We start from the raw sequence: 24,967 nt of genomic DNA, 5'->3' as shown, positions 1-24,967 counted from the left end.
ACCTTCAAGGATCCGACGATGACCGAATGGACCATGTTCTGTTGGCAGGGCCCGCCGGAGGCGAGCATGGCCGCGCTGCGCAGCCTCGGCTGGCACGGGCCGGAGGAAGCGCCGGCCGAGGCCGCCGATCCGCGCATCGGCGGCTTCATCCCCGCCGCCGGCACGGCCCCGCAGACCTTCGACGGCATCGCCTATGTCGCGGTCGCGGCCAATGCCGAGATCGCCACCCCGCCCGGCCTGGCACCCGCCGGGCCGGAGCTGTTCCGCGCCCTGCTCGGCGGCTTCTGACCGAGCCCCCTTTCCCAACCCGCCCGAGGATTCCCGGATGACCGACCTCACCGACCACGCCAAGAACCTGCTGGCCCGCGCCCTCTGCGCCCGGCTGCCCACGCTGCCGACCGCCGTCTTCGCGGCGCTCGGCACTGGCGGCAGCGATTCCACCGGCCTGACCGGCGAACCCGCTGGCACCGGCTATGCCCGCCAGCGCGCGACCTTCACCGGCACCGGCCCGCAGCGCAATGTCGAGGCGATCCGCTTCACCTTCACCAGTGCCGCGGGGACCATGACCCATATCGGCCTGTTCGATGCGGTGACGGGCGGCAATCCGCTGACCTGGTCCCTGCTGAACACGCCGGTGACGGTGGCCGGCCCCGGCACCGTGACGCTGACGGGCAATGCCCTGACCGTGACGCCGCAATAGTTGCGCAGTGCCCCGGCCCGGATGGCATCCCGCCCGGGCCGGGGCTGCGCCCACCTTGCCGCCAGGGCCCGATCCGTCCCGTTCGACGGATCCCCTGCGCTGGCAACGATCGTTTCCAACACAGGACATCCGACAGCAGCGGTCCTGTCCTGCCGGATCGTGCTTCAGCCGCCGATGCGCAAGGCCGCCGGCCAGATGCTGCGCAGCCAGCCGCCACGCCCCGCCTCGGCGCTCGGCGCCTGGGTCATCAGCATGGCGCCGGACCCGCAGGCGCCTTCCGTCAGGCCGCGCTCGGCCCAGGCGATGCGCGCCTGCAGTGTCAGCAGCGCCGGGTAATAGGCGGTGGCCTCTGCCACGCTCGGCAGCGCCTCCGGCCGCCCACGCCCGGCGATGGTGGCGCTGGCAAGCTGGAGGATGGCGCGCTGGCCGGAATCACCCGGATAGGGCGCCATGGCGTGGCTGCGCAGATCGACCCAGGCGGGCGGCGCCGCATGCGCCGGGTCCAGCCAGAAATCCACCGCGGCGCGCAGCGCCGGGGCCTGCGCATGGCCGCCCCAGGCGAGGTTCAGCGGCACCCGCATGGCGTCATAGGAGAAGCGCGCCGGCCAGCCCTGGGCCGGGGTCGGCCGCGCCGAGCCGCGGGACACCGCCACCCAATCGGCCGGCAGCCGCCAGCGGCCGAAGCGCGCCTGGTCCAGCAGCGCCAGGCCATCCTCCTCCAGCTCCCGCCACTGCGGCGCCGGCTGCAGCCGCGCCAGGGCACGGAGGGCGGGGGTGATATAGTAGCTCGGGTTCACCACCACATGATCGGGCTTCAGGAAGCCCTCCGCCCCCGGCAGCAGCAGCGTGGTATCGCCCTGCTGCAGCACCACCCGGCGCAGCAGGTCGCGCGCCATCTCGGTGGCCAGGGCACGATAATCAGGCCGCCCCCAGCGATCCGCCGCCTCGGCCAGCGCCCAGGCCACCAGCAGGTCGCCATCGCTGGCATTGTTCATGTCGGGCACCGGGATCGGCGCGCCGGGGCGATAGGCCCAGGCCAGAAGCTGGTCGTCCGGCCGCCGCAGCACGGCGCGGGTCCAGGCCAGGATGCGCTCGAAGCTCGGCCGATCGTCAAAGCGCACGGCGAAAAGCAGGCCCGCGCCCTGCCCCTCCGAATGCGAGATCCCGCCATTGCCCGTGTCGCGCACGCGGCCATCGGCATCCAGGTAGCGCCGGCGGAAATCCAGCCAGTCCCCGATCACCGCCGCGGCGGCCGCGGGGCGCGGCAGGCCCGCCAGGCAGGTCCCAAGCCCGGCGCCGAGTCCAACCGCCAACAGCTGGCGCCGCCCCAGGCGCCCCCGATCCGCGGCCTGAAGGGCCGGCTTCGGCGAAATGCTGTGCATCATCCCCAAGGTCCCTTCCGATGTTTCGACTGGGTCCATGGTTAACGTTCCGCTTCCAAGCGAGACCATCCAGCTTTTGTAGGAAGTTGTAGGCGGCGCGCCTCGCGAACTGTAGGTTGTGCCGCGCCGACCCATGCAACCGGATGGTCCGTCATGTGCCGGCGGGCAGAGGCGGCATGGCCTCGCGTGCGCTCGGCCCGCGCGCACGACACCAGGCGGGGACGCTGCGGCCGGATGACCTTTCCTTACCCTTACCGGCGCCCGCGCGACAGCGCCCGGTGGCAGGATGCGACGATGGAAGCAGGCGTTTCAGGCAGGCCATCGGCAGGGATGTTCCGGCTGGACCGGCAGGGCCGGATCATGGCTATGGATGGCGCGGCCGCACGCATGCTGGACCTGCCGGCCGACGCCCCGGTCCTCACCGCGGCCCTTTCTGTCCCCCATGATGCCCCCCATGGCACCCCCCTTGGCTCCCCCCATGGGGTGCCGCTGTGGGAGATGCTGCCGGAGCTGCAGGACGGCCCGCTGCAGGCGCAGATCACCGGCCTTTTCGCCGGTGCCGGCGAGCGCCTGTTCCTGTTCCGCCACACGGGGCTCGGCCGCGACTATGCCCTGGCCGCGGACCTTCTCGGCCCCGCCGAGGCGCCCGAGGCGCTGGAGCTGCGGATCCGCGATCTGACGGCCGATCTCGCCCCCCGCCTGCGGGAGGAACGGTTGGAGGCCGCTGCACGGCTCGGCCTGCGGCTGGCGCATGACTTCAACAACGTGCTGACCGTCTCGCTGGGCAATGCCGAATTCCTCGCCGAGGCGCTGGTCGATCGCCCGGAGCTGGCCGAGGCCGCACGGCTGATGATCGAGAGCGTTGAGCGCGGCGCGGGCCTGACCGCCCGCGTGCTGCAATTCGCCCGCCGCACCCCGCCACAGGCCAGCCGCGTCGAGCTGTCCCCGCTGCTGGAGCGCCTGGCGGCACGGCAGCGCCTGCTGGCCCCGAACTGTCGGGTGGAGGTGGCAGTGCCCCCCGGGGCGCCGCCAGTGCTGGCAGATCCCGCGGCGCTGGAGGCGGCGCTGCAGGAACTTTGCCTGAACGCGCTTCGCGCCATGACCCAGGGCGGCACGCTGCGCCTGGCGGCGGAAGCGGCGCCGGAGGCAGACATGCTGCGCCTGACGGTGGCCGATACCGGGCGCGGCCTGCCGCCGGACCTGGCCGAGCGCTGCCTGGAGCCCTTCGTTACCGACCAGGCGGAGGGCTGGGGCGTCGGCCTCGGCCTGTCCACCGTCTATGGCTTTGCCCGCGCCAATGGCGGCAGCCTGAGCCTGGACTCCGGGGCCGGCCAGGGGACATGCGCGCTGCTGGACCTGCCCGCCGCCCCCCGCATCGCGGAGGCGGCCGGGACGCGGCGCCGGGAGGTGCTGCTGGTGGAGGATGACGCAGCCAGCCGCGCCGGCATCGCCGCCATGCTGCGGCATCTTGGCCTTGGCGTGACGACCACCGCCTCCGCCGCCGAAGCGCTGGAAGCGCTGCGCGACGGATTGCGGCCGGACCTGCTGCTGAGCGACGTGGTGCTGCCCGGCGGCCTGGATGGCGGGAGGCTGGTGGAGGCCGCGCGCGCCATGCTGCCAGGCCTGCCGGCGCTGCTGATCTCGGGCTATACGGCGCGGCCGGATGCCGGCGAGGCGACGCAGGAGCGCGGCATCCGCCTACTCTCCAAGCCCTTCCGCCGCGGCGAGCTGGCCGAGGCGCTGCGCCAGGCGCTGCAGCCATGAGCCGCGCCCTTCCGCCGCCGGGCGGTGCCGAACCCTCGCCGGATCCCGGCATCCCCGCACGGGATCCCTCCCTGCATCCACCCCACCGACGGCGAATCATGCGATGACCCTGGACTGGACCGGACGGATGGATGGCGGATCGCCGCGCAGCTTCCCCGATGAGCTGCGCGATCCCTTCGCGCTGGACGCCCGCAGCCTGCTGACCTCGACGACGCAGATCGACCCGACCCTGGCGCTGCTCGGCCAGCTGCGGCGCCACCATGGCGCCAGCGCCGACCATTCGATCCGCGTCGCCCGCGTGCTGATCACCATGTGGCGGCATGCGCCGGAACGGCTGGGCGACCCCGAGCCGCTTCTGGTCGGCGGCGCCCTGCACGACATCGGCAAGCTCTTCATCCCCGCGAGCATCCTCGGTTCAGACCGGAAGCTTGATCCGACGGAGCTGGAGCTGGTGCGGCGGCATCCGGAGACCGGCGCGCAGGTGCTGCGCCGCCTGGGCTTTCCGCCCGTGGTGGTGGCCGCGGCGCGCGACCACCATGAGCGCTGGGAGGGTGGCGGCTACCCGAGCGGCGTTCGCTCCAGCAGCCTGCATCCCTTGACGCGCGCGGTGGCGGTGGCGGACGCCTTCGTCGCCATGATCGAGCCAGGCCGCGCCTATCGCAACCCGCGCGACGGCCAGGGGGCGCTGGCGGAAGTGGCCGCCTGCCGCGGCACGCAATTCGACCCGGAGGCGGCGGATATCCTGATCGCCAGCCTGGGCAGCAAGCCGCGCCCCGCGGAGGATATCTGCGCCGGCTGAAACGCGCGATTTCGATCTTCGCGCTGTCACGTAAACCGGCAACCTCCTCAATCCGAACAAGTCGTCGCAGCCGGTGCCACAAGGCCCCACTGCTAGGGATATGCGTGAGCTCGCCCTTTGCGTGTGGACACGTCGCTTCTTTTCACTGTAGGTTAAGCGTGTTGAATTAATCGTGATTAGCATGGGATCTGCATATGGTCGCCATCCCGCTGGTCGCCGCCCCGCTGGGCCCGCCACTGGCGCAAAGCCTGGTTCTGGTGCTGGAGGATGATGCCGCGGTCGCCGCCACCATCTGCAGCGCCTTGGCGCGCGAAGGCTGGGCCACCGTCACCGCGGGCAGCCTGGCCGAGGCCCGCAAGCGGCTGCATGAGGATCACCCCCGCCTGATCGTCGCCGATCTCGGCCTGCCCGACGGCAATGGCATCGCCTTCGTGCGCGAGGCCGCGGCCAGCGGCGACCTCGGGATCATCGTGGTCAGCGGGCGCGGCGAGGAGGTGGACCGCATCATCGGCCTGGAGGTGGGTGCCGATGACTACCTGACCAAGCCCTTCTCGCTGCGCGAGATGGTGGCCCGGCTGCGCGCGCTGAACCGCCGGCTGGATGCGACCTCGCCACGCCCCCTGCCGCTGGCCGCGCCGCAGGCCAGCCTGCTGGAGCCCGCCGGCGGCCTGCCGCAGCGGCCCGGCTATGCCCTTGAAGCCCCGCCCGCCGCCCGCGCGCTGCCCTCGGGCGCCGCCGAGGCCGCGATGGCCCTTGCCGTGGCGGAGCCGAGTTCCTGGTGCATCGAGGGGACCCGGCTGCAGCCCTCCCGCTTCCTCATGATCGGCGTGGACGGGAAGGAGATCCGCCTGACCGGCGGCGAGGCCGGCCTTCTCACCCTGCTGCTGACGGAGCCGGAGAACATGGCGGATCGCGAGCTGATCTCGCGCCGCGTGCTCGGCCGCCGCCTGCTGCCGGAACAGCGTGGGGTGGACCAGCTGGCTTCCAACCTGCGGCATAAGCTCCTCGCTGCTTCCGCCGGCCGGATCACCATCACGGCACTACGCGGCAAGGGCTACCGGCTGGTCTGGTAGGTTCTTTCTTGCCGCGCCCCTTCGCGGCATTATTCCCGCGCAGCGAGAATTTTCGAGTGCTGCTCGCGCCCCAGGATCGTCGTGGCGCGAGGCGAGTATGATCCTGCGGCCAGCGCCCGTCGGCGCGCCGCGGATCAGCGGGAAGGGGAGGAGCGGAGCGGTATGGGCAAGGCGCCGACTGGCATTGCGGGTCTCGACGAGATCACCCGCGGGGGCCTGCCTTCCGGCCGCGTGACGCTGATCGAAGGCGGTCCGGGCGCCGGCAAGACCTTGCTCGCGCTGCAGACCCTGGCGCATGGCGTGGCCGAAGACGGCGCGCCCGCCATCTTCGTGGCCTTCGAGGAGGAGCCGGCCCGCATCCGCGAGAATTGCAGCGGCTTCGCCTGGGCCAATGGCGGGGACTGGCAGCGCGCCACCTTCTTCCTCGATGCGCAGCCCAGCCCCGACCTGGTGCAGATCGGCAGCTTCGACCTCGGCGGGCTGCTGGCGGCGGTCGGCGCCCTGGTGCAGGAAACCGGCGCGCGGCGCATCGTCTTCGATTCGATCGACGTCGTCCTGGCCCTGCTGCCGGACGATACGATGCGCCGGCGCGAATTGTACCGGCTGCATCGCTGGCTGCTGGCGCGCCAGCTCACCGCCATCCTCACCGCCAAGACGGAGGAGGGCGAGGCCGGGCCGCAGCACGCGCCCTTGCGCAGCTTCCTGCAGTTCATGGTCGACTGCGCCATCCTGCTGCGGCACCAGGTGGTGGCGGGCGTCTCGCAGCGCAGCCTGCGCGTGCTGAAGTACCGCGGCTCCGCCTTTGCCGAGAACCAGGCGCCGCTGCTGATCGGAGCCGGCGGCATCGAGGTCGCCTTCACCGGCCGCCAGCGCGATCTGGGCAGCGAGGTGACGCAGGAACGCATCAGCACGGGTGTCGCGCGGCTGGATGCGATGCTGGAGGGCGGCTACCACCGCGGCGCCAGCGTGCTGATCAGCGGCGCGCCGGGCACCGCCAAGACAACGCTCTGCGGCAGCTTCGCCGATGCCGCCTGCCGGCGCGGAGAGCAGACGCTGCTGGTCAGCTTCGATTCGCACGGCGACGAGATCATCCGCAACCTCGCCTCCGTCGCCATCCACCTCGCCCCGCACATCGCCAGCGGCCACTTGCGCATCCTCGCGGCCCGCTCCATCCACGGCAGCGCCGAAGCGCATCTGATGTGGCTGAAGGCGGAGGCGCTGGCGCATGGCACGCGCTGCCTGATCATCGACCCGCTCTCCGCGCTGTCGCAGGACGGCAATGTCGACTTCTCCCACGGCGTGGCGGAACGGCTGATCGACTGGGCCAAGGCCAGCAACATGACGCTGCTCTGCACCAGCCTGATCAGCCATGCGAATCCGGAGCAGGAAGGCACGCCGCTGCAGGTCTCGACCATCGCCGATACCTGGCTGCATCTCAGCTACGTGGTGCGCGCCGGGGAGCGCAACCGCGCCCTCACCATCATCAAGTCGCGCGGGACCGGCCATTCCAGCCAGGTGCGCGAATTGCTGCTGACGCGGCAGGGCGTCACGCTGCAGGACGTCTATACCTCGGATGGCGAGGTGCTGATGGGCACCCTGCGCTGGGCGCGGGAGAATGAGGACCGCCAGCGGGCCAAGGCCGAGGCGGCGGAGGCCGAGCTGCAGCGGCTGAAGCTGGAAGCGGAGGCAGCGGAAATCGAAGGGCGGCTCGCCTTGCTGCGCCGGCAGCTGGAGCTGAAGCAGGCTGAGGCCGCCGCGCTGCGCCAGTCCGGCCAGCTGCGCAGCGCCGACACGCTCCGCACCCGCTCGGAGCTTGGCCATCGGCGCATGGCCGATGACCCGAAGGAGATCGCCGATGCCTGATGCGGCGCCGCGGTTGCGGCTCTACATCGCCGGATCGAGCCCCAATTCGCGCAAGGCGCTGGCCAATCTGGCACGGCTGCGCGCGGAGGGCCCTGCCTCCGCCTGGGTGATTGAGACAGTGGATGTCTTCGAACAGCCGCAGCGCGCCCTGGCCGACGGCATCCTGATGACACCGCAGCTGCTGATCCTGTCGGAGCGCGGCGCGCGGGCCGTGGTGGGCGACCTCGGCGACCGGACGGCGCTGCTGGCCGCCCTGGCGCCGGACCTGACATGACGCTGCAGGACGAAGCGCGGCAGCCGGAGCTGCTGGAGCTGATCGGCACGCTGCAATCCACGCAGCAGCGGCTGGTGGAGCTGACCGGCGGTCAGGTGGATGCGCTGATCGATTCCTCCGGCCAGCGGCACCTGCTGCCGGTGGCGCAGGAGAATATGCTGCGCGTCGCCGGCACGTTGCAGGGCATCTTCCGCAATGCCGCCGTCGGCATCGTCAGCACCGACGAGGAAAACCGGATCCGCGAGGCCAATCCCGCCTTCTGCGCCATGCTGGGCCAACCGGCGGAGGCGCTGCTGGGCCGCGACCTCGCGGAGCTGGAGGACCCTGCGCATTCCACCGACTGCGACGCGCTGGTGCGGGAGGTGAAGCTGGGCCTGCGGCAGGGCTTCGTCACCGAAAAGCGCTTCCTGACCGCCGCCGGCGCGCATGTCTGGACCCGCGTCAGCGTCTCCGCCCTGCAGGATCCCGCCGGCGCCCTGCAGGGGCTCGTCGCGATCGTCGAGGATGTTTCCGGCCGCAAGGCGGCGGAGGCGGCGAACCAGCAGCTGACCGCGCGCCTGGCCGCGACCATCGCCAGCATCACCGATGCCTTCTTCACGCTGGATGCGGCCGGCCACTTCACGCATGTGAACGACCGCGCCGGGCTGGTCTTCGGCCTGCCCGCCGCCACGCTGGCCGGCACGCCGATCGCAGCACTTCCGGGCTTCGGCCCCGCCGATCCCTTCGGGCGCACGCTTGGCGCGGCGGCCGCGCAGAGGTCGCTGCAGGGCTGCGAGGCGGCGCTGCCGGGCGGCGGCCTCTGGCTCGAGATGCGCGCCTATCCGGCGGCCGAGGGCCTGACCGTGGTACTGCACGACATCACCGAACGCCGCAGGCGCGCGGAATGGCAGCGGCTGCTGGAAGTCTGCATCGCCCAGCTCAACCACATCGTGCTGATCACGGAAGCCGGGCCGCTGGCGGAGCCGGGGCCGCGCATCGTATTCGTCAACGACGCCTTCGAACACCGCACCGGCTATAGCCGCGCCGAGGTGCTGGGCCGCAGCCCGCGCCTGCTGCAGGGGCCGAAGACCCGCCGCAGCGAGCTCGACCGCATCCGCGCCGCGCTGGAAGCCGGCGATCCGGTGAAGGCGGAGCTGCTGAACTACACGAAGTCGGGCGAGGAATTCTGGATCGAGATCGAAATCGTGCCGATGCGCGACGCCTGCGGGCTGGTGACGCATTTCGTCGCGGTGGAGCGCGAGATCACGGAACGCCGGCGCTACCAGACGCAGCTGGAACAACAGGCCGCGCTGCTGGAACAGGTCCAGGACGCCATCATCGTCCACGGCGCCGACCGGCGCATCCGCTACTGGAACCGCGGCGCGCAGCGCCTGTATGGCTGGCGGGCGGAGGAGGTGGTGGGCAAGTCCCTGTCCCTCGCGCTCGGCGGCGCGCCCGAAACGCTGGACAAGGCGGTGGAGGCGGTGCTCGAGGCCGGCAGCTGGACCGGCCACCAGCAGCATCGCCACCGCGCGGGCCATGCGCTGGTGGTCGACGCGTCCTGGACCCTGGTGCGGCAGGAGGATGGGGCGCCGGGCGCCATCCTCAGCGTGCATACCGACGTGACCCAGCGGCTGGAGCTGGAGCAGAAGCTGCGCCAGTCGCAGCGGCTGGAGGCGGTGGGCCAGCTGACCGGCGGCGTGGCGCACGACTTCAACAACCTGCTAACCGTCATCCTCGGCAATACGGAGATGATGGTGGACGGGCTGGAGCCCGGCAGCGAGCTGCACCAGATGGCCGAGATGAGCATGGCCGCCGCCGGCCGTGCCGCATCGCTGACCAGCCGCCTGCTCGCCTTCTCCCGCCGCCAGGCGCTGGACCCGCGGCCGGTGGACGTGAACGCGCTGCTGTCGGGCCTGGCGCAGATGCTGGAACGCACGCTGGGCGAGCAGGTGCGGATCGTCATCCGAACGGCGGCGGACCTGCATGTGGCGATGATCGACGCACCGCAGCTGGAAACCGCCGTGCTGAACCTCTGCATCAATGCGCGCGATGCCATGCCGGATGGCGGGCAGCTGACCATCGAGACGGCGAATGCGCGCCTCGATGCCGATTACGCGCGGGATGAGGGCGAGTTGATGCCGGGCGACTATGTGATGGTGCAGGTCAGCGACAGCGGCACCGGCATGCGGCCCGAGATCCTGGCCCGCGCCTTCGAACCCTTCTTCACCACCAAGGAGGTGGGCCAGGGCAGCGGGCTCGGCCTCAGCATGGTCTATGGCTTCCTCAAGCAGTCCGGCGGCCATGTCACCATCCATTCGCAGCCGGCGGGCGGCACGCGGGTGCGCATGTACCTGCCCCGCGCCCATGGCCCCGCCACGCCGCCGGAGCCGCAGCGCAAGCCCGGCGGCCCGCGCGGCGGGCGCGAACGCGTGCTGGTGGTGGAGGATGACGGCCAGGTGCGCGACCATGCCGGCGGGCTGCTGCGCGACCTCGGCTACCAGGTGACCGAGGCGGCGGATGCGGCGGAGGCGCTGCGCATCCTGCGCGTCGATCCGGACTTCGACCTGCTTTTCACCGATATCGTCATGCCGGGCGGCCACAGCGGCCCGCAGCTGGCGACGCTGGCGCGGCAGCTGCGGCCCGGCCTGCGGGTGCTGCTGACCAGCGGCTACAATGAACGGCTACCCGACCCCACCAAGGCGGCGCCGCTGCCGCTGCTCTCAAAACCCTATCGCCGCCACCAGCTGGCGGAAAAGGTGCGAGAGGCGCTGGATACGGCGCAGTGATGGCTGGGGAAGGGCGCCGCGGCTGGTGCTGCTGAAGAGGATTGAACTCTTGACCTCTCCCTTACCAAGGATACCGTTATTTGTTTTTTACTTGTGATAATTTATCCCTCGATTGCGCTACTACATCTAGACACGCGAACGTGAACAGTATCTAGGATTAGAGTTTTTAGCCAATTACTTTGGCGTCTGTTGTGCCTAGCCTCAAATTTGCGAACTGGCGCATTAATCTAAGGTGCTGTTTTCACGAACTTTTTTTCTCTAGACCCCGCGCACTGGCCATGAATCAGAATCCCCGGACACCTTGCGGCGCCGGGGATTGTTGTTTGGGCGGGGTGGGCAACAGTCAGGAAGCCGCTGTGGGCTTGCTAGAGGGCTTGCGGCGCCGTGTCCGATACGCAGGCGCCTGAGGGACCGCCTTGGCCACCTGTAGAGCCCGCAGAAGCGTGGCAAGGGCAGCTAGAGCCCGCGCGATGGCCTGGGCCTGATCCTCCTTCACTTGCGCCACTGGCGGTGTGCCTGTCGCTTGAGCGTGTTGATTGCCGCCCAAGGGTCCTCCATCTCGGCGGCCGGCGCCGGGTCAGGGACGGGGACCTCCAGGGCTGGACCTGTCTCGGCCTCGGTCTTTCGGACCTTGCGAGGCGGCTGGTAGGGCGATGGCAGATCGAAGTCAGGGTTTCGGACGCTCATGGCTTCACCGCCTGGGCAGGCTGACGCGTCGTGACCCTCGCAACCGTGCCATCGGGCATCGTGACCTCAATCACCGCAGGATCAGTCGGGGCCTTCGCATTAGGATTCGAAGCGCCGATCATGGGTCGAGCGTTTGGCATCTCAAAACGAATCTCGCTCATCCTGCGATTCCGGCGCCAGCCAAAATGCGCTTCGTCGCGATAGCGGCTCGGTCCTTGGCGAACGGCTTTAGAGTGATCGTTTCGTTGCCACGAAACGCGGACAGAAAATTCTCGGCGTCGGAATAGGTGGCGCCAATCACAGCGCCAGTATCGAGGCGGGTATTCATCCGCTGTTCAATGACCTGTCTGCCCAACAGTTCCAAGCGTCGCATCTGAGACACCTTGCGGACGAACGTCGCCAAGGCTTGGTCTGCGGCGTCGGCTAGTTCCGTGATTTCGTGAGCGATTGCGCCAGCTTCACGTTGCGCGATTTCAAGGGCCAGTGCCTTATCTCGCTCGATTGCTTCACGCAGCAAGTCTCTAGCTTCAAGGACACGATTAGAGGCGGTCTGGTGAGCGATCCTGGCGGCTTCCACGCCCTGGCGGGTTAGCTCGGCGCTATCGTGGTCGCCGGATAGGAGTGCTCGGCGCACAGTTAGTTTGTGCTTGTGTTCCGCCGCGATCAAGGCGTCTCCGGTCTTGTTGGTATCGGCTTCAAGGGAAGCAACAAGGTGATGAAGATCATCGGTAGTTAGGTTGTTTGTAGGCACGGAAGTCATAAATTAGGCTTTCAAGTGATAGCGTTATGAGTTGCTTTTTTGCCGCCAGAGCCCTATAATAATGGGACCTGAAACGGTAAAGTAGCTTAAAGAGATTGACCGCTCTCGAAAGTAACGGTAACGGTTCCTGTGATTTAGTCCTTCCTGAGAATCCGACCCGCCCTGAACTTGAACCCGCCATGCGATAAATCGTGTGGCGGGTTTTTTTGTTTCTAGCGGATTGGTCGGGAAGGATAGTGGCTTAGGGAATTTGGAGTAGGGGGTTTAGAGCATCGGTCTTCCGCACGTAGACCCGGCCTCGCAGTTTCAGAACCGGGATATTTTCGCGAATGAGGCGACGACGAAAGGCAAGATATTGAACGCCGGCAAACCTCGCCGAGTCTTTCATATTTAGGAACTGGCCACAAGCAAACGCGGTGGCGAGTTCAGGGTCAAGAGTGAATGTGGACATGTCGCATATTATACCGAAATTTTAAGAGTGAAACAATGTTTATTTAGAGTTTTCATTTTCGCCGATTTGTTGTTATAATAATGTCGATCCGCCGATGTTTTTTGCGGTCATTTCCCGGGCTGACCTTTCAGGCGGCGCCCGATTAAAGCTACCTTACGTTTATCAGGACTAATTTAAGTGTCTAAATCAAAGGGCTCAGGCGTGCCCAATAACAGAACGCCAGAATCACTAACCGCTGCCGAAATCACACACGCTGATTTGGTTCTTGTACGCCTAGCTGGCGACTTTGCAGCTATGCAAGAAGGCGCTGCGCTTGAATGGACCAGAGCGGACAACGCGACCAAGCTTAAGTGGTGCAGGGACCATTGCCTCAAGTATCTCAAAGAAAGCATCGAGGTTAAGGGTGTCTGGGAGACAGAGCGGGCGGCACACAGCCTTAAGTACGTGGCAGACAGGTTTGCCTTGATTGTTGTCGGCGGCAAAGATCGAGTGATCGATCTTACTGTAACTGACGAGATTGATCTGGTGCCCCGGTCAACCTTCACCGCCGAGAATATGAACCAGCTATTCCGAGTCTATAATTCCGAGGGCGTCCCGACGCCAAGGGAACTGTCCCTTTCGGACCTTTGGGAAACCTTCCCGAAAAGGCTGACATACAAGAAAATCGTGTTTAAGCCGCCGGTAGGCGGGGACCAACCATACGTCGGGTTGGGCAACTACAACGCTTTCATTGGCTTCAAAGCCAAGCCGAGTGCCGGCTACGGCTATCCAAAGTTCCGGCGTCATCTGTCCCACGTGGTTTGTCAGGACGATGAAGAACGATTCGACTTCTTTATGAGCTTCTTCGCAGACATATTGCAGAACCCGGGGCGTAAGACAGGATCGGCAATCATCCTCAAAGGACTGGAAGGAAGCGGTAAGTCCCTCATTGGAGACGAGTTCATCAAGATCGTTGGCCCTCGCCACGCCTTCACGCTAGCGAGTGAGGAACAGGTAACGGGGCGGTTTAACGCACACCTAGCCTTGGCCCTATTCTGTCAGATGGAGGAGGCCCTATTCGCTGGGTCAAACGCCTTCCGAACCTTCAAAGACCTTGTGACGCGTGAGTCACTATCGATGGAAATGAAGGGGATCGATATCGTAACCGTGCCAAACTACACACGGTTTATGATGACGACGAACGAAAAATGGGTCGTACCGGCGGGAGCGGACGCAAGGCGTTGGTTTATCTCGGAAGTGATCCTTCCGGATATGACAGACGACGAACGGTTTACCTACTTTGACGAGATTCGGTCTGAAATGCGGAGCGGGGGTCGAGAAGCCTGGATGGCAGAATTGCTGACTTGGAAGATCAATGAGGGCCTATTGCGGAAGCCGCCGAACACTTGGGAACTTGAATCACAGCGGTTAGAGTCTCTCACTATTCCTCAACAATTTTGGCTAGGTGTTCTAGACGAGAACAGCGCCGAGATTTTCCCGCAAGGCGACGAGGATGATTGGCCGGTGGCGACAGAGTTCGAACGTCTTCTGTCTGAACGGTATATGGATCACTGTCTCAAGCGGGGGGCCAAGTTCAAAGCTAACACGACAGAGTTCAAGAATTCGATGCGGGAAATGCTGTGCCTAGGCGAGCCCCGCCAGAAAGAGATTAAGGGCAAGAACGCGAGACGCTATAGGGTTATGAACGTCTCGAAGATCAAAGCGAAGGTGATTGAGAAGCTAGGGCTGGACCCGGATGCCTTGAAGTGAGGAAGGACCCGAAAGGGTCCTTTTTCTTTGTGGTGGCAGGCTAACAATCTGAGGGGGCCTACCAAGGCAGCTAACAGCCCCGGGGGCCGAAAAAGTGAGGAAACTCTAGGGTTCTAACAAACTAACAAAACTAACAGCTTTTTTGCCGAAGTCGCTATGGAAAATTTCGGCGGCTTGCAGAGGCGTGCGGGCGCGAGTCTCTGAGCAAGGATTCTGAACTAAAATTTTTAGTTGTTAGTTTTGTTAGTTTGTTAGGGCCCTAGAGTTTCCTCGCTTTTTGGCTAACAAAATCGGCTTTCCAGCTAACAGAGCTAACAGAACAGAACCTTGCGCACACACCTCCGCCAGCCAGGCGAAGCCAGCGCCAAACACTACGCTACGCCCCCTCCATCACCTGTAGGCGTCCGCCTCGATGCCCATCCCTGGCCTGAGGGTCCCTGACAGACCCTTTGCCTCGGCATTGCGCCCAGCACCCCACAATCAACGCTCCAACCCGCTCAACGCCCGCCAACGCGTTGCCCTAAATACGGCCGCAGCGTTGCCACTAGCAGCACGCAAAAACCGCCCTTCCGAGCCCGCCAGCCGCGCCGCGCATCTACCGTTAGACCCTGGCCTAGTGGGAAGAAGAAGAGGTCTATCACTAGAATCATTCTTGCATTTTGATAATCGTACTATCATAGTGTCTTTGATGCTTGTGATAGCGAACCGAGGGCCAGGACCAATGATCGTAGGGTATGGGCGTGTATCGACTGCGGAGGGCCAGGAAGCGGGCCTAGCGGCCCAAGAGCGGGACCTAAAGGCCGCCGGATGCGAGCGCATCTTCTCGGAACGGGTGTCGTCTGTCGCCAAACGTGCGCAGCTGGAATCGGCCTTGGATTTTGTGCGGGAAGGCGACGTGCTGATCTGCACCAAGCTGGACAGGCTTGCGCGCTCCACCACTGATCTGCTGGCAATCGTCGCGCGGCTTGAGGCCAAGGGCGTTGCCCTACGCATCCTTTCCATGGGCGCCGGCGATCTGGACACGCGGACCCCTACGGGTCGCCTTATGCTGACCATGCTGGGCGCCGTAGCTGAATTCGAACGAACCCTTATGCTGGATCGTCAAAGGGAAGGCATCGCCAAGGCGAAGTCTGAGGGGAAGTATCAGGGCCGGGCTCCGACAGCCCAGCGCAAAGCGCCCGACGTGCTTCGCCTGAAAGTCGAGGGCGTAAAGCCCGCCGAGATTGCTCGGCGCACCGGAATCGGCATTGCATCGGTGTATCGAATCCTGAGCGACAAATCGCTTGACGCAAAAGCGAGCGCCAACTAAGTTTCGGAATGAAGCTGAACAGCTTCCCAAATTAAGGATGCTATGGGGCGTCGCGATCTAATGGTCGCGGCGCCTTTTCTGCGCCCACACGTAGACGCAACAAAAAGACGAAATGAACGTTATTTGCGTAACAATATTGCTTAAAGCGTTGATGCATGCTCGCTGGAACGCGCGAAATAGGAATTAAAGTACTTTAGTTCACTGTTCTGAGGGCGTCTAAAGCATTGAGCTAGTTGGTTCGGTGAATTAGTCGTCCTTATAGACAGGGTATGCACTGGTTGATCGGCTCCCTAGTAGGAAGCCGCGCGCTGCCGAATTAGTCGCCCTAGTAGGAGGCGCCGCGCGCTGGCGAATTAGTCGTTCTAGTAGGAAGGACGCACGCTTGCGAGTTAGGCTCCCTTATAGGAAGCACACGCGCTGCCCTTTTTATCGAAATGATTCGGCAGAAAGGACCTCCCTCAATGACCAACATCGTCCCCATGATGCGCCCCAAGCCGATTTCCTTCGACCCGCTCCAACTTGGAAAGGAAGCCTGGGATCGGATCAAAACCGGCGCAAAGACGATGCGCGAAGATTGGCGCCTCGTCGGCATCGCCCTGAAAATCGGGCGCGACCTCCACCCTTCCAACCAAGCTTTCGGCCAGTGGTGCCGAGACAACGGGTTTGGAGGTATGTCCCGCCACGAACGCGCGGACGCTCTGTGGATGGTAGCGAATCCGGATGCCGTTGTGTGGGCCACACACAACACGCCAGCCCTAAACCACCCGACCGAAATCCGCCGAGCCCACAACGCCTACCTCGCAGGCGAACGTGAAGCCGACGAAGCCGAGGCTCCGCCCGCGCCAGAAACACCCGCCCCCAAACCTTCGAAGGATGACTCTCCTTGGGACGGTCCTGACGAACTGGCTGCACCACGGGCGCGGCTAAAGATAAAGTTAGTCACCAAACCCGATGGGAGGTTGCCGAATCTGCGCCGATCCGGTGAGATGCGCGGGTCCGAGGCAGGCACGTAGGTCTCTGCGGAGGGTGGCAAGCCGGCGCTGGAACGCCGCCTTGCCGGTTCTGGCGCCCCTTGGGGCGTCAGCGGTTTGTCAGATAGGTTTGCGGCGGGTCTGGGTGGATGCCCAGCCCGTCCGTCACATCAGGATGAGAAGAGCCGTCGTCTGCAAGGCGACCACGATGCGCATCGCCGTCGCGGGTTCCAACCAAAACACTAGAAGCACGTCACAGGTCCTTTGCTGCAAGAAGAGCGGCGCGGGGCGGCGTGTCCTGCGCGATACTTTCAAGCTGAACCGCATCAAACACGACCGACGCCCCGAACAGTCTCCGGAACCGGGGAGTGATTCCCCCCGGTAAGCCAGAATGCCGTGCCGCACCCGCCGCAACAAGATGTAGTGTTGCCACACCCCGAACACTACCACCGCTGAGGGACGCATCGCCGGTTGCATTTCCCCGAATCCTGCGACCTCACGCCCTGTTGCCGTTCGTTCACCATCGGGGTCAAGTTTCATTGCGAGCAGTCCAAACAATCACAGTGGACCTTCGGGTCCCCCTTTTTGTTGGTGCCACCTGCATCCCACCAACATCTTCTTCGTCAGTAGTTGCCCTAAAGAAAGGACTCCACATGCTAACGAATCTATGCAGAATCCACCTACAAGATATCGAGTCGAAAGCCCAAATTGGCAAGGATCAAGCTCCAAACCCCTAATTTTAAACTCTCCAAGCGCAGAGACGATATTTACGAAATTCGTTATACTGCTGATGGTAAATTAAAGAGCAAGTCTACAGGGACTCGCTGCCCCGTAGAAGCTGAGGCGTTCCGTGCGAGGTTTGCCCATGACTTCAACAAACCCTCCATATCCAAGCGCCCTACAGTAGAAGAGATTTGCAGTGCTTTCGAATCGCAGCGTGCGAAAGAAGTCGCCAATCCATCCGGCCTGAAATATGCCCTTGACCCAATTCGGCGACACATCGGCCCGCTGTTCGGAGACGGGGTTACTCAGACAACTGTGAGTGAATACATCAAGAAGCGACGTGAAGAGCGGCCCGTCAGAGCAGGTGGGCGCTATGGCGACAGCCCCGTAGGTGCAGCTACCATGAGTAAAGAGTTGCGCATGCTTCGCGCCGCCCTGAATTGGGCCGCTGCGGAAAATCTAATCCCCAAGGCTCCGACCTTCCGTATCGAGCTAACTTCCGGCGCTGTCCGGTCGGACTGGCTGACGAAGGACGAAGCCAACCTTCTTATGAAGGCGTCGGCTCCGCACCTTGCGCTGTTCATCCTAATTGCCCTGTCCACCGCGAAGCGGAGGGAAGCAATCCTGTCGCTCAAGTGGGATGACGTGAAGCTGCACCTGCCAGGACACGAAGCAATCGACTTCGGTGATGACGTTGGAAACAAGCGTCGTGGGTCCACACCCATCGCGGGTAACAAGCGTCTCATAGATGCCCTCAGAACGGCCAAGGATGAGGCTACAGGCCCCTACGTCATTTCCTACAGGGGAGAGCGCATCGCGGACGTCAAGACCGCCATAGCGGCAGCCTGTAGGCGGGCTGGTATCCGATCCATCGGCGCGCACACGCTCAAGCACACGGCCATCACTTGGATGGTTCAGGCTGACATGACCTACGAGCGGATCGCTAAGTTCACCAACACGTCGAAGGACGTGATCGAACGCGTCTACGGCCATCACTCGCCATCGTTCGTGGCGGAGGCGTCTCAGGCAGTTAGTTTCTAAAGCCAGAACAAGGGAGTTCTATACTTGTTCTGCAAAACTGCGATGTTCGCAGATTTGGCGGATGTGGCTGGGGGCTAAGCGCTTGAAAATCCTGGTGCTGCTGAAGAGGATTGAACTCTTGACCTCTCCCTTACCAAGCGCCGCACGGGCCGCGACACGTCCCGCCACGACCTGACAGAAGCGCACATTTTCAGCCAGTTAGGCGCGGTCTAGCTCGACATGAGACGACACTAGACGCCAGATATCCCGCATCAGATGAGTCCGTGGCGAGTCCGCGGGCCCTTCCGTGCCTGAGTCCGCAGGCGGCTTTGCGAGGGGGAGGCTACATGTTCTGGTGTTCTAGGTGTTCTAGGTGTTCCTTCCTCTATATCTATATCTATATCAGTGACTTGCGGGAGATCGTTTTGGAACACCTGCGAAATCCGAAGGTGTTCCAGGTGTTCCAAGCCGGTGGCGCGGCATGAAGCTGACGAAGCGCACGATCGATGCCGCCACCTGCCCGCCAGGCAAGCGCGATGTCCTGATCTTCGACGAGGATCTTCCGGGCTTCGCCCTGCGCGTGACCGCCGGTGGAGCCAAGGTCTTCCTGTTCCAGTACCGCGCCGGCGGCGCCATCAAGCGAAAGCGGATCGGGGAGTACGGCACCCTCACGCCTGCCGCCGCGCGGACGCGCGCCGAGAAGTTGCGCGGCCAGGTGCTCGATGGCGGTGACCCCGTCGCGGCCGCGGCGGCTGCGCGTGCCGCAGCGGAAGCCGCGGCCAAGGCGGAGGCCTACACGACGCGGGCCCTGCTGGACGAATGGCAGGCGGCCAAGCAAGTCCAGCAGAAGGGGCGCAGCTTCGCCACGGCGAAGGGGTCGCTGGCAAAGCACCTGAAGCCGTGGCTGGATCGTCCGGCCAGCGCCCTCACCCCGGATGATGTCATGGGCCTGCTGGATGATCTGGCCGGCGGCGGCCAGGCGGGAGCCGCGGTCTATCTGCGCGCCCGTGGCCATGCCGCCTTCGCCTGGGCGGTGAGCCGGCGGCGCCTGGCCGCCAATCCGTTCACGGGGGTGAGCTCGCCCGTGAAGGCCGGGGTACGGGACCGGGTGCTGACCGATGCCGAGCTCGGCGAGGCCTGGCGCGCCGCGGGCACGTTGGGCTGGCCATACGGCCCCTATCTGCGCTTCCTGATGCTGACCCTGCAGCGGCGCGAAGAGGTCGCCGGGATGCGCTGGGCGGAGCTCGCCGAGGATGGCGGCCGGTGGACGCTGCCCGCAGCTCGCGCGAAGAACGGCAGGGCGCATGTGGTCCATCTGGCGACGGAGGCGCGGGAGGTACTGCGCGAGGCGCCACGCTTCGGCGCATGCGAGTACGTCTTCACCAGCCGCGGGACGGGTAGCGTGAACGGCTTCGCGCGGGCTGCGGAGCGGCTGCGCGCGGCGGTGCAGGCCGATCGGGAGGCGCGGGGTGCGGAGGCTCTGGCCGCCCATCGCGGGCGCCTGCCGGCGCTGGACTGGGTATGGCATGACTTCCGCCGCACCGGCGTCACGGCGATCGCTGCCATGGGCTTCGCGCCGCATGTGGCGGACCGCATCCTGAACCACGTCGAAGGCACCATCAACGGCGTCGCGGCCATCTACCAGCGCCACGAATTCCTGCCGGAGCGGGAGCGCGCCTTGCTGGCGTGGTCGCGCTTCATCCTGGCCAGCGCGGCGGGGCGCGATCCTATGGCGGCCGGAGCTGGAAACGTCGTGCTGCTGCCGCGCGGAGGCGCGGCGAACGTGGGTTAATTGGCGTCGCCTTTTCCTTTTTCCCCCTTTGGCGGGGATTAGCTCCCCGGTCGCGGGCGTTGCGCCCTGGGGCGTGGTTTCTTCGGTTCGGCCGGCGGCATCATTCGCCGGCACCAGAGGGACCTCTGCAATGGTGCGTCTTTCACGCGATTGCCTCAGCATCTCCGCGGGCAGCAACCGGGCCGATCTCTCGGCGCGTCCAGGGATGACGGTACGGGATCTGCGCGGCCCTGACCGCGCCGCCCGCATGGTCTCCATGGAGATGCCGTCCGTGGTGCCCGCAGTGAAGTGCCTGGGTGATGCCATGTTCACCCTTGCCACTGGCCGCGCCGCGCCCGCGAATCCCTCCGGCGCCAACTGACCCGCCTTTCCAGTGGCAGGACCTCGGGGGGGTAGCGCGCCATGACCGTGAGCCGGAAATTCCAGGCAGTCGTCACCCTGGAGGACAAGACCGCCGGTCCGCTGCGCGCCCTGGCGGCGCGACTGGCGGCCATCGGCCCGGTGGGGGCCGGTATCGGCCGCAGCCTTCAGGGGGTGTCGGATCGCCTCGCGCGCATCGGCAACAGCACCGCGGTCTATGGCCTGGCCCGGTCCATGAACCTGCTTGGCCGCGGCATCCAGGGCGTCAACAATGGCATGACGAACCTGGCGGCCCTCGGCGGCGTGACGGGTGCCGGCGTCGTCGCGGGGCTGCTGGGCATGGGCCGCGCCACCATGACGGCGGTGGGCAATCTGGCGGACCTGTCTGCGCGCACGGGCATGACGGTGCGGGATCTGCGCGGCCTGGAACACGCCGCACGCATGGCCGATGTGGAGATGCCCGCAGCGGTCACGGCGGTGGAGCGTCTGTCGCGCGGCATGTATGAGGCCGCCACGGGTCGCAACCGTGAGCTGGCCGAGCTCTTCCAGCGCAACAACATCGCCCTGCGCGACGGCGTCACCGGCCAGGTGCGCACGGCGGCCGAGGTGCTGCCGCAGCTCGCAGACCTCTTCGCGGACAATACCAACCAGGCGCTGCGGAACAGCATGGCGAACGCGCTGTTCAGCCGTCCCGGCTCGGCGCTCATCGCCGCCCTGCAGCAAGGCGGCGCCGCGCTTCGAGAGCAGTGGGCGGAGGGTTTCCGCCTCAACCCGCAGGTCAACGACGACAATATCGGCGCGCTGGATCGCGCGGAAGATGCCTACGCTAAGCTGGGCGTGGCCATCACGGGCGTGCGCGACGCGATCAGCGTGCGCCTCATGCCGGCGCTGGCGCCGCTGATCGAGCGCATGACCGAATTCGTGAGGGTGAACCAGGACCTGGTGGGAGAGCGCGTCTCCGAATGGGTCAAGGGCGTGGCCGATGCCATGGCCGAATGGGACCTTCCGGCCATCGCCCGGAACATGGAGAAATTCGCAGGCGCCGCAGGGGCCATCTATCGCGCCCTCGGCGGCATCGAAGGGATCCTCGTCGGATCCATCATCCTGAAGCTCGCCACCGTCATCGGCGGCATAGGCGCCGCAATTCTCGGGCTGCCGGCCGCCGCCATCACGGCGGCCGCCGCGGCGATCGGCGGCGCCGCCTACATCATCTGGCGGAACTGGGAAGGCATCGAAGACATGTTCCGCCGCATCGGCGATGCGATGGAGCGGGCCGGCCAGCAGATGCGCGATGCCTTCCGCAGCCCGCCCCTGGCGCCGGCGGTGCCGCAAGGTTCGCTGCCCGGCTTTCCCGCCGTGCCCGGGACGCCCTCCCTGCCCGGCGCTACGCCACGCGGTCTCATCCCCGGCTTGCCCCGCTTCCCGTCAATCCCGGGGGTGCCCGGTGGCCTCCCTGGCCTGCCCCGCCCGCTGGGTAGCGCCCTTCCCCTGGGGCCGTCCCTCGCGAGCAGCCGCGGCGCTGGCCCCGCGCGCACGCCGGAGGGCCGGCTGGTGGTGGAATTCGCCAACCTGCCGCGCGACGCGCGCGTGCGGCAGGAGCGGGCCGATCCCGGCCTGCCCGACCTGGTGATGAATGTCGGCTACGCGCGGCCCTTCGCGGTCTGACGCGGCACGCATCGATCAAGGAATCAAGCACTCATGACGCAACCAACGCCCTCCGCTTTTGCGCACCTGGCCTTCGCGCACCTGGCCGGCGCGACCCTGCCCGCCGGTGGGATGAAGCTGAATCCCGCCCCGCCGGCCGACGCCGAGGATGCCGAGATGGCGGGCAGCGGGCCGCTTGCCGCTGCCCGCCAGCGGGAGCGCCAGCGCATCGCGGCCATCGTCCAGGCGCCGGCGGCGGCATCGGCGATGTCACTGGCCATCGCCCTCGCCACCACCACCACCATGCCGCGCGGCCAGGCAGTGGCTTTGCTGCAGCGTGCCGGCGCGCCCGCGGGAGCCGCGGGGGCGACGGCCTCGCCTTCGAATGAAGACCGCCGTCCGCGCGTCGCGCGGCGCTACTCCGCAACTGCCACCTGACATCGGGGACACCATGAGCGAGCACGAGACATTGCGGGCGCTGGCGCCCGCGGACAATTCGCCCGAGGCCATCCGCGCCGCCATCGCCAAGGCCGAGGCGGAACATGCCGAGTCCCTGCGCAGGGTCGCGGAGGCGCAGGCTGCGCTACCGGATCTGCTGTTGCGCGGTAGCGATGCGCAGGTGACCGCCGCGGAGGCCGAGGCGAGCGCGCTGCAGCGCCAGGCGGACCGCGTCGCCGTCTTCCTCCGCGTGCTGTGCGAGCGCCTGGCGCAGGCGGAGATCGACGCCGGCGCAGCCGCGGCGCAGCGCCGCAAGACGGAGGTGCTGGACGCCATCAACGACGCCAATGGCCTGGCCGAGGCCTTTGCGACGTGGATGCGGGAAGAATACCCGCGACTGGCCAACGCCATCATCGAAGGGATGAAGGTCGAGGAAAGGGCCATGGAAGCCTTCAAGCGCGCGGTGAGCCTCCGGCGGTCCCGTGCGGCGGAGATCGCGGGGATGGACCTGCCCAATCTGCGCACCGCCGGCGAGATCCTCGGCAATCCGCGCGGAGGGGGCTGGCCCGTGAGCAACGAGCTGGTGCTTCCGGGGCTGCGCGGCGAGGGCCCGATGGGGCCCGGCGTCCCGCTCTGGCAGCCCGCCCGCACCCGCGGCTATTGCTAGGGCACGGCGGCATGAAACCCTCCGAAGCCCTCCGCCACATCCTCGCTAGGCCGGCCAGCGAATGGGAGTGGTCGCGCACCTTCGCGCAGGTCATCGGCGGTTCCCGTCAAGCGGTGATCCACCACGCGCCGTACTTGTTCTGCCCCATGGGTATGCGGGGGCTGACGGTTCGCATGGAAAGCCTTGACGGCATGCGCGCGGACTATTCCGCGCCTTGGGCGATATCCGCCATGAGTGGAGTGTGCGTCACCCTGAGCGTGGAAGTAGAATCTTCCTACGATGGGCTGCTGTTTCGCACCCGCCGCGTGGTGGCCCCGGATGGCCGCGGCGGGCTGCCGCTGCCCATGCCGCAAAGCATGATGGTGGAACACGACCGCTACCGTTTCATGCGCCTGATGGCCGAGGTTTCCGGTACGCCCGGCTTCGATGAAGCCTGGGCCGCCTCCGGCCTGACGACGGTCGATATGCCCTGGCGCGGCGAGGTGGATGAAACGCCCCCGCCGCGGTGGACCCCGGTGGGGCGGCGGCCCGAATGATCCGGCCGAGCCCGGACCAGCCGGCGCTGCTGGTGGATGGTCGCCTGTACAGCAGCTGGACCGATATCCGCGTGACGCGCGGCCTGGAACAGGCCAGCGCCGCCTTCGCCTTCGGCATCGCCCGCGGCTGGGAAGGCGCCGGCGAGGTCTGGCCGGTGCTGCCGTTTGCGAAGGTGGAGCTGCGCTTCGGGGATGACCTGGTGCTGACAGGTCACATTGATCGAATGGACGCGAATATCGCGGCCGACTCCTCTTCCGTCACCATCGCCGGCCGATCCCTGACCGGCGACCTGGTCGACTGCATGCCGCACATCAACGGCACCGAATTCCGCCGCACCGGCCTAGTCGCCATTGCGCGTGCCCTGGCGGCGCCGATCGGCATCCAGGTGGTGGAGGAAGTCGATTGCGGCGAGCCCTTCGCCCTGGAGCGATTCGAGCGCACCGATACCGCCTGGCAGATTATCGAGCGCCTGGCGCGCATGCGCGGCGTGCTGGCCACCGATGATGCGGAGGGCCGGCTGGTGCTGACCCGCGCCCTGACGCGCCGCGCCTCTGGCGCGCTGGTGCTGGGCGAGAACATCATCAGCGCCTCGGCCGAAATCGACGGCGGCAAGCGCTTCCGCAAGTACCTCGTGCTGTCGCAATCGCCCTCCGCGGCGGCGCGCCAGGTGGAGATTGACGAGCCCGAGCAGCTGCCCAATGGCGGGGCGCAAAGCGCGATCGTCGCCACGGCCGAGGATCCGGAGGTGCCACGCAACCGCCTGCGGATCATGCGGGCGGAGGGCGATGGCACCGCTGCGGATGCCCGTGCGCGGGCGCTATGGGCCGCCGCCACCTCTCGCGCGCAAGGCCTTGCCCTACGGGTGGAGGTGCCGGGCTGGCGCCAGCCGGATGGCCGCCTGTGGCAGGTGAATGAGGTCACCTCCGTCAACATCCCATGGCTGCAGCTTGAGCATGACCTGCTGGTGAAGGAGGTGGAATTCACGCTGAACGCGAAGGCTGGCCGCCGCACCAGCATGACCCTGACGCCGCCCGAGGCGCTGACGCCGGAGCCGATCCCGGCACCCCGAACCGGCAGCGGAGGCGGCCTGATCTGGGGCCCGCGCGGCACGTTTGCGCGGGAGCGCCAGCCGACGCCATGACTTCGGTGGCCGGCGCGGCCTGCCCTTCGCTGGGCGCCCTCCGGCCACCGCACGGAACCCCGCTGGTTTGGGCTGGTGCGCGCGGGCGCCAGAAC

At 66.3% G+C, this 24,967-nt stretch carries 22 protein-coding genes; 19 read left to right on the top strand and 3 right to left on the bottom strand.

Annotation, left to right across the window (positions count from 1 at the left end):
- Window positions 1–18: 18 nt before the first annotated feature.
- Window positions 19–288, top strand: a complete 270-nt coding sequence (locus J3S20_RS12960) for a hypothetical protein (protein ID WP_216836888.1) — start codon at window positions 19–21, stop codon at window positions 286–288.
- Between the two features lie 37 nt (window positions 289–325).
- Complete coding sequence (locus tag J3S20_RS12955; RefSeq protein ID WP_216836887.1) at window positions 326–700, top strand: phage tail fiber protein; 375 nt, start codon at window positions 326–328, stop codon at window positions 698–700.
- Between the two features lie 164 nt (window positions 701–864).
- On the opposite strand, the gene J3S20_RS12950 is transcribed toward J3S20_RS12955, so the two are convergent.
- A complete protein-coding gene (locus tag J3S20_RS12950; RefSeq protein WP_216836886.1) occupies window positions 865–2,085 on the bottom strand; it encodes a glycosyl hydrolase family 8 in 1,221 nt (406 codons plus the stop codon).
- 357 nt (window positions 2,086–2,442) lie between these two features.
- Here J3S20_RS12950 and J3S20_RS12945 point away from each other — a divergent pair, with 357 nt between their 5' ends.
- The 6 genes from J3S20_RS12945 to J3S20_RS12920 all read left to right on the top strand — a co-directional run bounded on the left by J3S20_RS12945 (window position 2,443) and on the right by J3S20_RS12920 (window position 10,623).
- Complete coding sequence (locus J3S20_RS12945) at window positions 2,443–3,846, top strand: ATP-binding protein (RefSeq protein WP_216836885.1); 1,404 nt, start codon at window positions 2,443–2,445, stop codon at window positions 3,844–3,846.
- 103 nt (window positions 3,847–3,949) lie between these two features.
- A complete protein-coding gene (locus J3S20_RS12940; RefSeq protein WP_216836884.1) occupies window positions 3,950–4,645 on the top strand; it encodes an HD-GYP domain-containing protein in 696 nt (231 codons plus the stop codon).
- A 194-nt stretch (window positions 4,646–4,839) separates the two neighbouring features.
- Window positions 4,840–5,718 (top strand): response regulator transcription factor, encoded by an 879-nt coding sequence (locus tag J3S20_RS12935; RefSeq protein WP_216836883.1) that lies wholly within the window; start codon window positions 4,840–4,842, stop codon window positions 5,716–5,718.
- Between the two features lie 162 nt (window positions 5,719–5,880).
- Window positions 5,881–7,581 carry a circadian clock protein KaiC gene (kaiC, locus tag J3S20_RS12930; RefSeq protein WP_216836882.1) on the top strand — a complete coding sequence of 567 codons (1,701 nt, stop codon included), beginning with the start codon at window positions 5,881–5,883 and terminating at the stop codon, window positions 7,579–7,581.
- Window positions 7,574–7,855: a circadian clock KaiB family protein gene (locus tag J3S20_RS12925; RefSeq protein ID WP_216836881.1), complete on the top strand. Its 282-nt coding sequence runs from the start codon at window positions 7,574–7,576 to the stop codon at window positions 7,853–7,855. The genes kaiC and J3S20_RS12925 overlap by 8 nt, the downstream gene beginning before the upstream one ends.
- On the top strand, window positions 7,852–10,623 hold the full coding sequence (locus tag J3S20_RS12920) for a hybrid sensor histidine kinase/response regulator (protein ID WP_216836880.1): 2,772 nt from the start codon (window positions 7,852–7,854) through the stop codon (window positions 10,621–10,623). The genes J3S20_RS12925 and J3S20_RS12920 overlap by 4 nt, the downstream gene beginning before the upstream one ends.
- Window positions 10,624–11,306: 683 nt before the next feature.
- On the opposite strand, the gene J3S20_RS12915 is transcribed toward J3S20_RS12920, so the two are convergent.
- Together J3S20_RS12915 and J3S20_RS12910 are read right to left on the bottom strand one after the other, a co-directional pair.
- Complete coding sequence (locus J3S20_RS12915; protein ID WP_216836879.1) at window positions 11,307–11,471, bottom strand: hypothetical protein; 165 nt, start codon at window positions 11,469–11,471, stop codon at window positions 11,307–11,309.
- On the bottom strand, window positions 11,468–12,070 hold the full coding sequence (locus J3S20_RS12910) for a hypothetical protein (RefSeq protein WP_216836878.1): 603 nt from the start codon (window positions 12,068–12,070) through the stop codon (window positions 11,468–11,470). Before J3S20_RS12910 ends, J3S20_RS12915 begins: the two co-directional genes overlap by 4 nt.
- A gap of 652 nt (window positions 12,071–12,722) precedes the next feature.
- On the opposite strand from J3S20_RS12910, the gene J3S20_RS31120 reads away from it, so the two are divergent.
- The 11 genes from J3S20_RS31120 to J3S20_RS12855 all read left to right on the top strand — a co-directional run bounded on the left by J3S20_RS31120 (window position 12,723) and on the right by J3S20_RS12855 (window position 24,872).
- Window positions 12,723–14,270 carry a DUF5906 domain-containing protein gene (locus tag J3S20_RS31120; RefSeq protein WP_216836877.1) on the top strand — a complete coding sequence of 516 codons (1,548 nt, stop codon included), beginning with the start codon at window positions 12,723–12,725 and terminating at the stop codon, window positions 14,268–14,270.
- Window positions 14,271–14,991: 721 nt separating this feature from the next.
- A complete protein-coding gene (locus J3S20_RS12900; RefSeq protein WP_216836876.1) occupies window positions 14,992–15,579 on the top strand; it encodes a recombinase family protein in 588 nt (195 codons plus the stop codon).
- Window positions 15,580–16,040: 461 nt separating this feature from the next.
- Window positions 16,041–16,592, top strand: coding sequence for a hypothetical protein (locus tag J3S20_RS12895; protein WP_216836875.1), 552 nt, complete (start codon window positions 16,041–16,043; stop codon window positions 16,590–16,592).
- A 666-nt stretch (window positions 16,593–17,258) separates the two neighbouring features.
- Window positions 17,259–18,314: a tyrosine-type recombinase/integrase gene (locus J3S20_RS12890; protein WP_216836874.1), complete on the top strand. Its 1,056-nt coding sequence runs from the start codon at window positions 17,259–17,261 to the stop codon at window positions 18,312–18,314.
- A gap of 460 nt (window positions 18,315–18,774) precedes the next feature.
- Window positions 18,775–20,085, top strand: coding sequence for a tyrosine-type recombinase/integrase (locus J3S20_RS12885; protein ID WP_216836873.1), 1,311 nt, complete (start codon window positions 18,775–18,777; stop codon window positions 20,083–20,085).
- Between the two features lie 130 nt (window positions 20,086–20,215).
- Window positions 20,216–20,446 (top strand): hypothetical protein, encoded by a 231-nt coding sequence (locus tag J3S20_RS12880; protein ID WP_216836872.1) that lies wholly within the window; start codon window positions 20,216–20,218, stop codon window positions 20,444–20,446.
- Between the two features lie 41 nt (window positions 20,447–20,487).
- Complete coding sequence (locus J3S20_RS12875; protein ID WP_216836871.1) at window positions 20,488–22,110, top strand: hypothetical protein; 1,623 nt, start codon at window positions 20,488–20,490, stop codon at window positions 22,108–22,110.
- Window positions 22,111–22,143: 33 nt separating this feature from the next.
- Window positions 22,144–22,527: a hypothetical protein gene (locus J3S20_RS12870; protein ID WP_216836870.1), complete on the top strand. Its 384-nt coding sequence runs from the start codon at window positions 22,144–22,146 to the stop codon at window positions 22,525–22,527.
- A gap of 13 nt (window positions 22,528–22,540) precedes the next feature.
- The gene (locus J3S20_RS12865) at window positions 22,541–23,194 is read left to right on the top strand and encodes a hypothetical protein (protein ID WP_216836869.1); all 654 of its coding nucleotides are present in this window, start codon (window positions 22,541–22,543) and stop codon (window positions 23,192–23,194) included.
- A gap of 11 nt (window positions 23,195–23,205) precedes the next feature.
- Window positions 23,206–23,730 carry a hypothetical protein gene (locus J3S20_RS12860; protein WP_216836868.1) on the top strand — a complete coding sequence of 175 codons (525 nt, stop codon included), beginning with the start codon at window positions 23,206–23,208 and terminating at the stop codon, window positions 23,728–23,730.
- A complete protein-coding gene (locus tag J3S20_RS12855) occupies window positions 23,727–24,872 on the top strand; it encodes a phage baseplate assembly protein (RefSeq protein WP_216836867.1) in 1,146 nt (381 codons plus the stop codon). The genes J3S20_RS12860 and J3S20_RS12855 overlap by 4 nt, the downstream gene beginning before the upstream one ends.
- Window positions 24,873–24,967: the final 95 nt, after the last annotated feature.

Source organism: Falsiroseomonas tokyonensis (assembly GCF_019024325.1).
Taxonomy (GTDB): Bacteria; Pseudomonadota; Alphaproteobacteria; order Acetobacterales; family Acetobacteraceae; genus Falsiroseomonas; species Falsiroseomonas tokyonensis.
The sequence above is the reverse complement of the archived record's forward strand: the minus strand, read 5'-3'. Positions and strand labels throughout refer to the sequence as shown.